The organism is Novosphingobium sp. CF614 (genome assembly GCF_900113255.1).
GTDB lineage: Bacteria > Pseudomonadota > Alphaproteobacteria > Sphingomonadales > Sphingomonadaceae > Novosphingobium.
The window spans coordinates 1-13,781 of record NZ_FOOR01000040.1; the positions used below are offsets into that span (position 1 = coordinate 1).

Genomic DNA, 13,781 nt, shown 5'->3' on the forward strand with positions numbered 1-13,781 from the left:
GTCTTCGACACCTACGACGCCATCCTCGACGCCTGTTGCGACGCTTGGAACTGGCTCATCGCTCAACCAGAGCAAATCACTTCAATCGGGTCACGTAAATGGGCACAGGTCAATCAATGAAGCCGAGCGTATAAAACCTCATGCCGGGCCAACTGCCAGCGCATCGATTCGGTCTGATAGCCAAGCTTAAACACCTGCTGCATTCGCTCCATGCAACCGGCTTCATCACCAGAGGCCCGACGTAGAACGCCATCGTGGAAGAGGGCAATCCCGAGTTCGCCTAAGGCCATCCGGTTCGATTTGGCGATTTGGTATGCCGCTGGAAGTGACCGCTCCTTAGTCGCCCCTTCGAGCGCATCTTCAAAGCTCAGTTCTCCAAGTATTTGCTTCACCGTCTGCACTGGGTAGCGGAACAACGTGGGGCGCTTGTCGTATTTGGCGTTGAGTGCGCGCAGGTAATCCAATGCGTAATCGCGGTTTTGGTCGTCCCCGGCCGTTATGCCCATATAGTGCAGAACAAGCCCGAAGGTTGCCCCGCCAGCTTGATCGGGGGCCATACTGATCGCCCCCTCAAGCATACTGGCACACAACTCGCGGACCAACCCAAGCGCTTTCTCGCGCTCATCCAGATACCAATGCGCACAGGCCATTGGGAGCAACTGGCCGGGAGCGTCGGGGTTGTTGGCCTTCTGATATGAATGGACGCATTCCATATACGGTAGAGCGCGACGATAGTCTCCAGCGCCCTGAAGAGCCTTGGAAAGACCATCGGCGATCGCGATGTCATCGGGAGTGAGCGCCAGTTCTCGCTCAAACCCCTTCACGGCTTCAGGAAAGTTTCCCGCCATCAGTTCGCGTAAGGCGTGCATTAGAAATCAAATCCCCACCAGACATTGCCCTGTGCGTCATACGTTACAGATTGAACCGACGAAGGGTTCATGCCCCATCTTTCTACTTGGCGATTGAGCGTCCGCAAGCCGTTCGCAGTGTTTGGCTTTATCTCAATGTGCTCAAAGCCAAGCTGTTTCGCATAAATTGGGTCCACTGACATATCGATGCCGGTTAAGCCCGGGCCGGTCCGATTGGTAATCGCCTCGAGAGGTACTCCTTGTGCGTTAAGGTTCTCGGTCAACATTCGACCAGCGACCGTATGCGCTTCATCCCCAAACAGCGTTGATCCAAACTTTAGGTTGGCTGATGGCAGGTACGAACCGATCAGCCGAGACGGCACACTCTCTTCAATCGGCGCGGCGAAGCGTGAAGCGATAGCGCTGCCGCCTGCTCCCACTCCCTTGAACACACCGAAGGTGGCGGTGCCGACAGCGCCATCCAATGCATAGGTTTCAAGACTGATGTCTTGGCCCATGGCATACCGCGTCGCGACGCCACCGTTTGCACTCGTCAAGAATGCAGTTCCACCTTGTGCCAGGAGACTGTTACCCAAGACGACTGGGGCGGCGATTGCCGTCGCTGCTGAGACAGGGCCGAATGCGGCCCGGCCACCGAATTCACGATTCACCTGACTTCCCGCTTGGCGATAGGCGTTATTCCATATCTGCTGATCTGAAACGGTAGGTCGGTTGCCGGGCTGACTTGCCTCCTGCTGATGATACTGCCGAGCGGCCTGATAATTCCAATAAAACCTGGTGCCACGATCGCTGGACGGTGCCGTTTGCCTGACGGAGCCGCCACTGAACAGATGACCGACATCGTAAGCCAGCTTTTCGAGCCAGTTCATCTTGTGGCCGGTGACCACGATCTCATCGGCAGCTTGTTCCGCCCAAGCCTGTTGCTCGGGGCTAGGAGCGTCAGAGCGAATGGCCCCACTATCGGCAAATTGCCCGAGCAGCTTGTAGCCCTGCCTCTGCAAACGTTCGGCCATGGTCTCGGGTTTGCCCGCGACCCTGTCGGCGACGAGATTCCCGATGGTATTGCCGATGATGGACGGCAGCTGGGACATGATGGTGTCGCCGAAGTCCCGCCCTGTGACGAGGGAGGTGGCTGCGGCTCCTGCGATGCCACCAGCCATGCCTGATCCGGCGCGTCCCAGGGCTGTGTGGCCGCCGATCGCGTTGCCGACCCCGGCTCCAACGCCAGCGGCTGCAACGCCCGACCAGCTGAAGCTGTTCTGCAGTCCGGTCGCGACGCCTATGCCCTGGGTCAGAGCGTTGCCAAGCACACCTCTAAAGGCCGCGCTGCCAACAGCGCCAATACCTTGGGTTCCGAACAGATTTACACCGCCCAATCCGGTACCGATCCCGCCTGCTAGAGCGGACAGGGCCACGCCCTTCCAGCTGAAGCTGTCCTGGATGCCGGTGGCAACGCCAAAGCCTTGGCTGACGACACTCCCCAATGCGGCAGCACCCGCGCCGATAGCCACGGCCGTGCCAAGCGTCATGCCGCCAGCGGTTCCAGCGCTCGCCAAGGCGCCTAGCCCGCCAAATACACCGCCGCTGACATTCGCGGCTGCGGCCGCGGCCGCACCAGACGTCACCACGGTGACCGCGACGGCGATGGCGACGAGCAGGATCTGTCCGAATACGCCGCATTTGTTTTTCTTGGGCGGTTTGGCGGCGGTGGGGGATGTATCTCCGATGGCTTCGTTGGGGTCGTAGACGCGGTAGGTATCGGATGTGTTGTGGCTGTTGTGGACCTTGTTAGGGATGATGAGGTTCTGGCCAGCGACGAGGATTTCGCTGCCATTGAGGCCATTGGCGTCGGCGATCAGGTACCAGAAGGAGGCATCGCCCCACAGGTTCTGGGCGATCGTCTCAAGGCTATCGCCGTCGTGCACCGTGTAACGGCTGGAGGTGCTTTCATAGTTCAACCCGTTGATGGGATCATAGCTCTGATCGAAATCGGCATAGTTGGTGCTGGTGGTCGCGCCGTTGTGGAACGGCCCGGTAGCGCCGACTGCGGTGTGCTGGGCGATGCTGGTGACATAGTCGACATCGGAAGTGCCGTTATTGGAGACGTCACCGATGCCGTGGCCGTTATAGTAGTAATGCAGCTCGCGCGGATCGCCGGTAGACTTGTTGTCGTTCTCGTCGCGACTCATGACGAAGCCGTCGGCATTATTGATGAAGCTGACGGTGCGCGGACGTCCGTCCTGGATATAGACCGAGTTCAGCACACCGCCATTGCTGTAGTAGAAGGTGGAGGTGTTGCTGGTCGATCCTGAGACGTAGTTAGTCTTGGATTGCAGGGCATTGTCCCACCACCTGTAGCTATAGGTGGTGGTATTGCCGGTCTGTGCCGCACCGTTCTTGGTGACGCTGGTTGCCACCTTGGTAACGACCCCACCCATGTAGGTGCCGCCCGAAGTCACGCCGGTCCATTCGCCCGAGCCCGAGGACGTTTCGCTGGCGTTGTAGTAGTAGGTGGAGTTGGACACCCAGGTACCATCCGAGCGCACCGAGGTTACTATGTCCGAGGTGACCTGCGACTTCGTATTGTAAGTGTTGGAGCGTTCGTAGACGACACTGGTGCCGTTGCTGGCGTATTCCTTGTAGTCGGTGACCCGACCCATCGCATCGCGCGTGTAGGCCGCGCGCTTGGTCATTGTTCCCTGGGTCACGATCCCATCAATGTCCATCGCGTCGACGGAAGAATTGACCTGCTTGAGATACCCATCCGTCTCATAGATGTACTGATCGCTGTGATCGAGGTTCTTGTACATCGTCTTGGTTTTTCCGGTCGATTCATCAATCAAAATCGTATAGGAAGCGCGTTCTGTCCAGATCGATGTCGCGCGGTTGCCGGCAAGATCGTAGGTGATGCCGAGCCCGCCAGCGGTTCCGCGTGTAATGCTCCCTGATCCTCTTGTCCCTGTGAACACGCCCTTTGTGGTCACGAAGCGGTTCATCGCATCGTATTTGTACCAGTAGTCCTGCGTGGACGACGCCGACGAGATGACCCCTTGCGTGTCCATGAAACGGAACGAGGCGTTCATGTGGCGGATGTTACCGACCAGATCGTACTCGTAGGCGATGGTAATGGGAGCGGCCGATCCGGTGCCGGTATCGGTGATGGCGGTGATACGGTTCAAGGCATCATAGGTGGCCGTCGCGTTCTCGTAGGAGGTCGTGTAGTCGTAGGCGATCCCGTCGTAGTAATCATAGTAATATCCCGTGACAGCATGTGTCTCGAGTGTGCGATTGCCTTCTGCATTGTAACGGAAGGTGGAAGTTGCTGTAGAGCTGCTGTAACCGTTGTCGGTGCCGGTACTGATCGATGCGATGAGGCCGGTATTGTAGTATGTATAGGTGGTGCTGAGTCCTGCAGCATTTGTTGTGTTGGCGAGTTGGCCTGCGATATTGTAAGTGTAATTATAGTCGTGCCTTCCGTAGTCCCACTTGTCGACGGTTCGGCCAAAATAGTCGGTCCACACGACCTCGTATTTCCCGGCGGCATTGGTTGTTGTCTTGATGGTGGCGCCGAAGGTTCCGAGCCCGGTAGTGGCCTGATTCTGGTCCCATGCGTATTCGTAGCTGGTGTTGTTGCCACCCATGTCGATCATGGAGATAATGCGCCCCAAGGCGTCGTAGTCCGTGATATCTTTGACGGTCGAACCAAGCTGCGAGTTGTAGTGCGTGAGCCTGTGGCCGAGCGCGTCGTAGCTATAGAAATCGATGAGCTGGGTTCCGTCGGCGCGCTGCTGATGGACCTGTGAGACCAGGAGACCACGATTGTCGTAGTTGTAGCTTTCGCTCTTGCCGACCTCATTCACGGTGGTGCGCAGGTCGTTGAAAATATCGTACTTGTTGTAGAATTTGCCGGTGTCGGCATGGAACTCGGTGAGGGTGAGCGCCTCGCTGCCACCGTAGCCGGTCCCCGCCAGCAAGCTCTTGGTGTTGAGATTGCCGTTGGCGTCCTGGACACCCACCACGCGGCCGGAAAGATCGTAGTAGTAGTTCTCGGTGGGCCTTGCATTGGCCTGCGCGCCATTCTCGGCGGTCCAGCTCACCGTCGGCATCTGCCGCTGGATGACCTTGCCCATGGTGTTGTATGTATAGTCGCTGACGTAGCCCCGGGCGTTGATCTCCTGCACCACCTCACCGAAGGCGTTGTAGACCTTCTGATGGTTGATGAGCGTGGAGGCCGGTGCGGTGGTTCCTGTTGCGCTGACGTCGCGCTGAGGTTCGCGGGTTTGGGTGAGAGAACCACGCTTGTCGTAGGCCTGGAGCGTCACCACCATACCCTGGACCGACACGTTGCCGATGGTACTGGCACCGCTGTTGGTGAACAGGGTGATGGCCTGCTGGATCGTCAACGTGGACCAGCTATAGCCCGACGGCAGCGCATCGCCGTCGGATGTAATGACCGCGCTCTGATTGCCGTTCTGGTCGTAGAGGTAGAGCTTGACGACGCCGTCTCCGGCGGTGGAGCGCCAGATGCGTCCGGCGGCATCGTAGCTAAAGGTCTCCTGATAGACGCTGGCTCCCGCGCTGCCGGCATTGGTACCCTGGCCGGTGACCTCGCCGTAGGTGTTGTAGGCGATGCGCGTCTCAACTGCCGGCGTTGTCCAGGAACTGCCGTTCCAACTGCGCACCGCCTGCTTGATGACGCGGCCTGCCGCATCGTAGCGGGTGTCGCTCGCTTCCCAGGTGGTGGTTCCAGCGCTGTTGGCGCGCAAATACCGATCCCGGATCAGGCGCCCAGCGATGTCGTACTCGTAGAAGTGCGTCGCGCCTCCGGCAACATAGGTCGATACGAGGCGACCCGCGGCATCGTAGCTGTAGGTCGTCACCCGCGCGCTTTGCCCCGAGGAGGTGACATTGTCCGAAGCCAGGACACCCCGCTCGCTTGTCGAAGTGAGGTTGCCCAGACCATCATAGGTCATCTCGGTCTGGCGCTTGACGCTGGTGGCCGTGTAATCGGTGAAGGCCGAGGAGCGGATCGAGGTCTGCCGGCCCATGGTATCGTAGAAGTAATCGGTATACTCGCCGGTCGCCTCGGTCTTCTTCGTCACCTCGCCAAGGCCGTTGTAGGTGTAGGTGACGGTCGCCGTGGTCGAAGCGGCGGTAAGCAGGCCGGTCGAGCCGTCGATTGTCCAGGCCGTGACGTTGAGACGCTTTTCGGTCAGGCGCCGGCCATTGCGGTCATAGGTGAACTGGGTTGTTCGTGCGCCAGCGAGGCCAGCCACGCCGCCGGCGTTGGCGCTGAACGAAGGAAGTTGTGTTTGCCCCCGAGGAACGGACGCCACCATGGGCTGGTCGATGAGGAATGTACCCTGTCCCGCCCCGGCCGAATCCATATACAATTCGAGACGCATCGAGGCGGCGCCTTGAGGTACATCCACAAATCCGCCAAGCTTCGTGTTATAACTCAGCGGCCCGTTTAGCGAGGCAATCCCGCCGCCGGTGTTCGGAATCGTATTTCCATTGGCATCAAAAAACCAGACCGCGACGGTTTGGGTTCCAATAATGCCGGCTCCCTGTCCTTCAATGCCCATCTGGACGGCCAAACGATCTCCGGCAACCACGGGAACATTCGTCGTTGTGGCGAGCGAAATCGTCTGCCCTGCGGCGGTCGCATTGAACTCGGCCTTGATGCAATTGGTGCCGGTTCCGTTAACATTCGTAATCGTGTAGGGAGAGCCAGCCTTCAGAATGTTGTTCGGGTCGTAACCAATCGTCCACCCCGTCAGACCTTGTGAAAAGTCGCCATTGGGAATGAGATTGATGGCAGGTGGATTTCCACCAGCAGTTATGGTCGATGTGACGGGTATCGCGTAGCGGGTTTCCTGGGTAACGTTGCCGTCGGCATCGAGAGTATAGGCGGTGAAGTAGTTTTCCTTGTCGGCCTGGCCGACTTTGCGACCCAGCTTGTCGTAGAAGAAGTAGACCGAGTAGCCGCGCGCGTCGGTCTGCTTGATGACATTGCCGGCCTTGTCGTACTGGTTGGTGACAGTCAGGCTGGGTGTGGAGGTCACGTAGCTCGAACCGTTCCAGTAGCCGATCTGGACCGACACCACCGTGCTGGTGAGCAAGCGGTTCGCCCTGTCATATGTGAACGTCGTCTCGCGGTAATTGCTCGCATTGACCGGCGCGGGCGCCGTGCCGCCGGCGGTGCCCGGCAGGCTCACTGCATCGCCGTAGACCCTGGCTGAGATCGCATTGCCGTTGTCGTCATAAGTCCAGGTCGAGAGTGTGCCGACAGGACTGATCTCGGCGATCTTGCGATTGAGGCCGTCATAGTAGAACAGCGTGCGGTTGCCCGCCGCGTTCTTGCTCTCGATCACATTGCCGCGCTTGTCATACGTGACCTGGTCGTAGAGCGGGGTCGAACCCGTGGCCCCCAGCGAGGTGTCGCTGGCATAGCCCACTGCCATCCCGGTGGTCTTGGTGAGCCGGTCCATCTTGTCGTAAGTGTAGGTGGTGGTGCGCTGTTCGCTGAGGCCCACCGCCTCGACCATCTGCGTGCGGTTGCCCCGGCTGTCGTAGGCATAGCTGTTGGTGACGCTGGCCGCCGCGACATTGCCTTCATTGTCGATCGAACTGATCGGCAGCGTCTCGGTAAGCAGCAGCCCGCGACGGTCGAAGGTGTTGGTGGTCGTTCCGCCCAGCTTGTTCTTGACCGTCAGCCGGTTGCCGAAGGCATCGAGCGTGTACTGCTCGTAAGCGCCCATGGCGTCAGTGACCTTGGTGACGCGGCCCAGCTTGTCGCGGGTGAAGGTGGTGGTCGCATCCTCGCCCGAAGTGGCCGCGACGGTAGGCACGACCGCCGGACCCGAGACCGTGGCCCGGGCGTGATAGCGCGTGATGGACGCCACCTCATCGCCGATCGTGTAGCTGGTCTGGGTGACGTAGCCTTCGGCATCGACCTGCCAGACCAGGCGATTGAGCAGGTCGTAAGTCGAGTAGCTGACATTGCCGCGAGCATCGGTCGTAGCGATCACGTTGCCAAAAGCATCGTAGGCGAAGCTGGTCGTTGCCTCGACGCTCGTCCCGCTCGCAGCCACCTGGGTCAGAACATTGCCGAGCGCATCGTAGGTAAAGACCGTCGTGCTCGCTTCGGCCGCCCCGTAAGCGCTGACCCGTGTCAGGACATGGCCAAAGCCGTCGTAAGTGTAGTGCGTAGTTGTCGCATCAGCCGTGCCCCAGGCCGCCGTCTCGTCGGTCACCCGCCCCGCAGCATCGTAGACATAGTGCGTCGTGACCGCCGCAGACGTGCCCCCGCCATTGACTGCCCCATAGGCCACCGTCCGGTCCGTTACCCGATCGAGCGCATCGTAGATAAATTTGGTGACGATACCGAGCGCATCGGTCGTCGTCGACAAGCGACCCAGCGGATCGTAGGCGTATTGGGTGTCGAGCCACGTACCCTTGTTGGCGGCGTTGATCGTATCGATGGTGGTCGTATCATCCGCCGCATAGGCCGTGTCCCAGCGGAATGTTCGCGTCAGCTTCCCGTCGAGATCGTAATCGTTGCGCGTCAGGAAGCCTTCGGCGTCGACCACGTAACGCAGCCCGCGCCTGTCGTAGTAGCTGCGTGTAACGCGGTCGCCGGCAATGCCGTTCGTGCTCGCCCAGGCGTCCATCGTTGCCAGGGTGGGATCGCTCGTGGTCGTACGGATCAATGCAAACTGCACCGTCTTGGTGATCTGCCCCAGGCTATCGTAGCTGAAGCGGCTCACGCCTCCTTCAGCATTGATGGCGTAGGCGAGGCGTCCGGCGTTGTCGTAGACTGACCAGCTCTTGCGCGTATTCGCATTGCTCGACAGGCCCAACGACGAGATCTGGCCCGCCACATAGCTTGCGCTGTAGTCCGTGCCCGTCCCGATCGAAGCACCATAATCGATGGTGTGGATCAGATTACCCGCCGCGTCATAGGCGTACTCGGTCGGACGCAGGTTCGCGTCCAGCGTGTAGCGCAGCTTCCCGTCGTTGTAATAGATGCTGTACTGGTGGATATCACGAGTGTTCGTGCCGACACTCGCCAGCAGGTCCGCAAAGGTGCCCGCAGCGCGAAGTGTGGCGTCCGTCAGGTTCGCATAGGCCACCGTATGCACGGCTCGCCCGCCCGCGTCATAGACGACCTGGCTCAGATACCCCAGACCATCGAGCGCCCCTACAAGACGTCCCGACTTGTCGTAGAAGTTCCGGCTTATCTCGTCCTTAGTAGCGAATGCACCGGGTGCGACGACCGTGAGGGTGCTTTGAGAATTGGCTGGCAGAACGACCGGTTCGGCCAAGCTGATCCAGCCAGATCCGGCTGCCGATGTCGTCATATAAAGCTCGAGACGTCCGGCAACGGCCCCAGTGGGCACTGTGACGGTGCTCCCGACCTTGGTGTTGAAGGACTGCGCACCGGCCAATTGACCTATAAGGGATTGTCCTATCGTGGCGCCATTCGCATCTGTCCACCATATGACGAGTTCAAGGGAAGCAACCGGCCCAACGCCTTCCACTCCCGCCTGCACTACGAGTTGCTCTCCAGCAGTGGCGTTGAACAGATGGTCCCAGCCGCTGAAGATTGATGCAAGCTGTCCGGCATCGGTAGCCGTAAAGTCGCTGCGAATAAGGCTCTTACCCGTCCATACGGCAGTGAAGGGAGATCCATTGTTGATTATGCCTGCCGCGTCCGTACCAGTTGTCCAGCCCCCCGCACCATTAAATTGAGGATTGTAGAGGCGGTTGGAGAAGCGTTCCTTAAGTCCTGCAAGCGTGGATGAACTCAGAACGTTGCGATACTGAACGGTCCTGACCAGGTTGGACATGCCGTCGTAGCCAAACCGGCTCACGCCACCCTGGCCATCGATCACCTCAAGAAGCCTGTCGGCCTTGTCGTATACACGCCACTCCCAGGCATCACCCGCCGCCTGGTTGGGTCGTATGGCCCCCAAGGACACGTCCGTTGGATTGCCATTGGCGTCGACCAGCAAGGCAAGACGATCGGCAGCGACCCTGGTTGCATAGCTCAAAGTTGCCACCAGCCGGTTCCCGGCATCATAGAAGTACTCGGTAATCGCGCCATCGGCGGCGATAGCCGCGACCTTGCGTCCGGTGGCGTCGTAGAGCGCGTAGCTCTTGTTGCTCAGGGCATCGACCGCGATGCGCTGGCGGCCCAGCGTGTCGTACTTGTAGCTTGCCGTCGCTGTCGTCAGACCCGTCCCCGAGGTCTGGTAGCTGATCAGCTGCCCCGCCATGTTATAGGTCGAGGTCTGCACCAGGCCGTTGGCCAGCGTCACTACCTGCCTGTTTTGCCCATCAGTGAAGACCAGGCTGGTCGTCCCGCCATCGAGGTCGACCGAACCCGTCATCCGCCCAAGGCCATCGTAAGTGAACACCTCGGTGTTCGCGATCCCGCTGGTCTGGCGCGTTAGCAGGTTGCCGTACTGGTCGTATGTGTACGTGACCGTCGTTGCGACCCCCGACCCTGCCCCCGCGCTCGTAGACGCCCCCCAACTCATCGCCGTCGCAAGGTTGCCCCGGAAGTCGTAGGTATATTCCGTCCGCAATCGCGTGCTCTTGTCCGTGATCGCGCTGATCCAGGTATTAAGGTCCGCGGCGCTCGGAGCCTGTATATCGGTCAACCCCGAAGTGTCGTAGACCTGACCCGTATAGGCCCACTGGAACCGCAAAAGCCCATTCGACGCAGAGCTGTTGAAGTAGGCGTTTTGCGTCACCCCTCCTTCCGCCGTGATGGTAAACAGCAGGTGGTAAGCCGTATCGTAGACATAGCGGGTCGTGGCCGAACCCGAAGGCAACCCGGGGCCCGAACCATCCGGATCCGCCACCGTGTAGCGCGTCTCGGTCAGAAGCTCATTGCCCGCACCATAAGTGTAGGTCACCGTATTGGCTGCCGCATCACGTATCAGCGTCAGGTTGCCGTTCGCATCGTACTGGTAGGCCGTGGTGTTGTTCAATGCGTCCTTCATCGTCAGCACGTTGCCCGCGCTGTCGTAAGTGTACGTCGTTACCTGGGCTGTCGCTCCCGCCTGCGCCGGAGGCAGTTCGACCTTCGTCAGCCGGCTCGACGTGTCATAAGTCAGCTTGGTGACCTGCCCCGACTGGTCGGTCAGCGTCGTGACCCGGTTGGTCGTGTCGTAGCTCAAGGTGACCTGGCTCGTCACCCCGCTCGCCAGGGTCTGCTTGTAGGTCGCCACCCGGTAGTCCGCACCCACCAGCGCGTAAGTGAAATCCAGCTTCGCCCCGCCCGTCTGGCTGATCGACGCAACCCGGTCGCTGGTCCCGTCATAAGTGTAGGTCGTCACGACGGTCTTGCCATCAGCGACACTGTTGTCGTCAGGCGTCAGGTCCGTTGTCACCGACCAAAGCCGGTTCTCGTCGTCATAAGTGTAGCGTACCCGCGTCAGCGGCGTCCCGCTCGACTTCGTCGTCACCACCTGCGTCAGGTTGCTGCCCGACCAGGTAAGGTCGGTGTACTCGCCGTTTGCCGTCGCGATCCGCGTCAGCAGCGAACCGGTATAGCTGTAGCTCGTGGTATTGTTGTCGGCATCCTTGACCGCAATGAGCCGCCCGCCGTTCAGGTGATCATAAGTCTCGCTCGTCCGGCTGTCGCTGTCCGTCCAGGTCCACACGTTTGAGGCAAATGTGATCCGGTCGTCCTGGTGCCCTACCTTGGCGCTCACGTAGGCTGCCTTGCTCGCATCCCACGTGTAGGCGATCGACGAGCCGTCCCAGTCGTAGCGTGTCACCGTGCTGCCGGCGGTGTTTACCGTCCCCGTCAGGCCCGCAACCCGCCGCTGCCCGCCAAGCTGCCAGTTGTCTCCATTCTCGTCGTTCGACAAGCCGAGGCTGTTGTAGCTGCGCGAGACGACCGCATCGACGCCAAGACCGATCAGGATCTCGTCCGTGCGGTTGACGAACAGGTTGCCGGTCGCCGCATTGACCGTCACACCCTCGCCGTACCGGCCGAACGCCGAACTGCCCAGCTGACCACGCGAGCCCAGCACAAAACCCGACGCCTGGTCCAGTCCAAGACCCGAACCCGTAACAACCGAGACCATCTGAAAACTTCCCCCGATCAGCCCGCAAGACAGCGCCAAAACGCCGCAACAAACTACCAATCAGGATATCCCAAAATGCGTTTAGCGATTTTTTCAAAAACGACGCGAAATAGGCAAATCCGTCCAGCAGAAACCAAAAATTCGGCGGCGGCAATTGCGCCACGCATGGCCCAAGGTTAGGTTCAGCCCACAAACATGACAAATTCCGCGAAGGCCCCCATTTTGACAACCCCATCCCCAATGACAGCGACTAGCCCAAAGCTCGAGCGTCTGCTCGGATTTCTGGAACGGGATCCTTCGAACCCCGCGCTCCTGACCGACGCCGCCTCAGCTGCGTTCGACGCGCGTGACATGAACCTTGCGGGCTCGCTGATAGACCGCGCAGTGCTTCAAGCCCCATTGTCGCCCCCGCTGCTCAACCTGCGTGCGCTTGTTGCGATGGAGCAAGAGCGCTTCCACGACGCGGCCGATGATCTCCAGTCGCTGCTGGACCAGGGGGAAGACGTACCTGCGGTACGCTTCAACCTAGCCTGGTCGCTTGCAAAACAGGACAAGTTTGAGGAAGCAGACCGCTTCCTCGATGCCGAGGCAATGGCTGTCTCCGCGCGGGCACCTTCGCTCAAGATCCACATCCTTCATCATCTCGAACGCTATGACGAAGGGCTCGAGCTTGGCGCTGATCTTGCCGATCGGCATCCGCAGGACGAAGCCTTGATGGGTGCTCTGGCGACGCTGGCCATGGATGCGGATCATGACGACCTCGCCCGCACTTACGCGGCGCGCGCTGGCGAGAATCCGGAAGGTCTTGCCGCACGCGGCATGTTCGCCCTGGAAACCGAAGACTTGGCCGATGCAGCCGCGATGTTCGACCGCGCACTGGACCATCAGCCAGGCAATCCTCGCGCATGGGTCGGCAAGGGCCTTACGCTGCTTTTCTCGTCGGACCCAGATGGCGCCGCGCGCGCACTCGATCGTGGCGCCGCCATATTCGGCGACCATCTTGGTTCGTGGATTGCGACAGCCTGGGCGTTCTTCATTGCCGGAAAGACCGCTGAAGCACGCGACCGTTTCGAGCGAGTTGTTGCGCTCGACCCCACCTTTTCTGAAGGCCACGGTGGGCTTGCGGTTATGGACATCATGCAAGGGGACCTCGACGCGGCGAAGCGCAACTGCGAGATCGCCATGCGCCTTGATCGATCGAGCATGGGCGGCGCGCTCGCCAGTAGCCTCCTTCTCGAGGCCGAAGGTAATCCTGCTGCGGCGGAGAGAATTCGCGCCGTAGCGTTGAACGCACCCATCGGCCCAGGCGGCAAGACGCTGGCACAGATGCTGGCCTCATCTGCGAGCGGCATGCTGAAACACTGAGAGGGCGCGTTATCGCGCCTTGAGGTCCCGCACTGCGCGATCGAGAAGATTTCGTGCGCCCTCCTCGGCCTCCATCACGCCGAAGACCTGTTCGACGACCTGCTGGAAGGCGGCATCGTTCATCACGCCGCGGCCGAAGTGGTCAACGAGAACCGACTGGATGACGGTGCGCCTGAACTGGCGTTCATCTACATCCCCCAGCGCAGCCAGCGCCGCAACGGAGGAGGGTGCAGTTGGTTGCCGCGAAGCCGCGCTTGACGAATTGCCACGCGAGGCCTTCGCGCGCTCGGCGAGCTTTTCCCTCAGGAGCAGGGCGATGCGCTCGACGTTGTTTATCGGCTCCACAGAAACAGCCTCTTAGCTCGACTTTGTACGTTTTTGATCAGGTCCATGTCCAGAAAATGCCATTGTTTGCGATGTGGTTGAGGGCCTGATCGATGGG

At 60.1% G+C, this 13,781-nt stretch carries 4 protein-coding genes; 1 reads left to right on the forward strand and 3 read right to left on the reverse strand.

Features of this window, described 5'->3' with window-relative positions; translation table 11 throughout:
- Window positions 1-113: 113 nt before the first annotated feature.
- A complete protein-coding gene (locus BM052_RS18790) occupies window positions 114-869 on the reverse strand; it encodes a tetratricopeptide repeat protein (RefSeq protein WP_091149374.1) in 756 nt (251 codons plus the stop codon).
- Window positions 869-11,974 (reverse strand): LysM peptidoglycan-binding domain-containing protein, encoded by an 11,106-nt coding sequence (locus tag BM052_RS18795; protein ID WP_091149376.1) that lies wholly within the window; start codon window positions 11,972-11,974, stop codon window positions 869-871. The genes BM052_RS18790 and BM052_RS18795 overlap by 1 nt, the downstream gene beginning before the upstream one ends.
- A 240-nt stretch (window positions 11,975-12,214) precedes the next feature.
- Between BM052_RS18795 and BM052_RS18800 the strand changes: the two genes are divergently transcribed.
- The gene (locus BM052_RS18800; protein WP_177198573.1) at window positions 12,215-13,339 is read left to right on the forward strand and encodes a tetratricopeptide repeat protein; all 1,125 of its coding nucleotides are present in this window, start codon (window positions 12,215-12,217) and stop codon (window positions 13,337-13,339) included.
- A 9-nt stretch (window positions 13,340-13,348) separates the two neighbouring features.
- Here BM052_RS18800 and BM052_RS18805 read toward each other — a convergent pair whose 3' ends face one another.
- Window positions 13,349-13,684 carry a hypothetical protein gene (locus tag BM052_RS18805; protein ID WP_091149379.1) on the reverse strand — a complete coding sequence of 112 codons (336 nt, stop codon included), beginning with the start codon at window positions 13,682-13,684 and terminating at the stop codon, window positions 13,349-13,351.
- Window positions 13,685-13,781 lie beyond the last annotated feature (97 nt).

What these genes read in the sequence shown, in the direction of transcription:
- BM052_RS18790 (WP_091149374.1), bottom strand. Translation starts at nt 869, where the DNA reads ATGCACGCCTTACGCGAACTGATGGCGGGAAACTTTCCTGAAGCCGTG.
- BM052_RS18795 (WP_091149376.1), bottom strand. Translation starts at nt 11,974, where the DNA reads ATGGTCTCGGTTGTTACGGGTTCGGGTCTTGGACTGGACCAGGCGTCG.
- BM052_RS18800 (WP_177198573.1), top strand. Translation starts at nt 12,215, where the DNA reads ATGACAGCGACTAGCCCAAAGCTCGAGCGTCTGCTCGGATTTCTGGAA.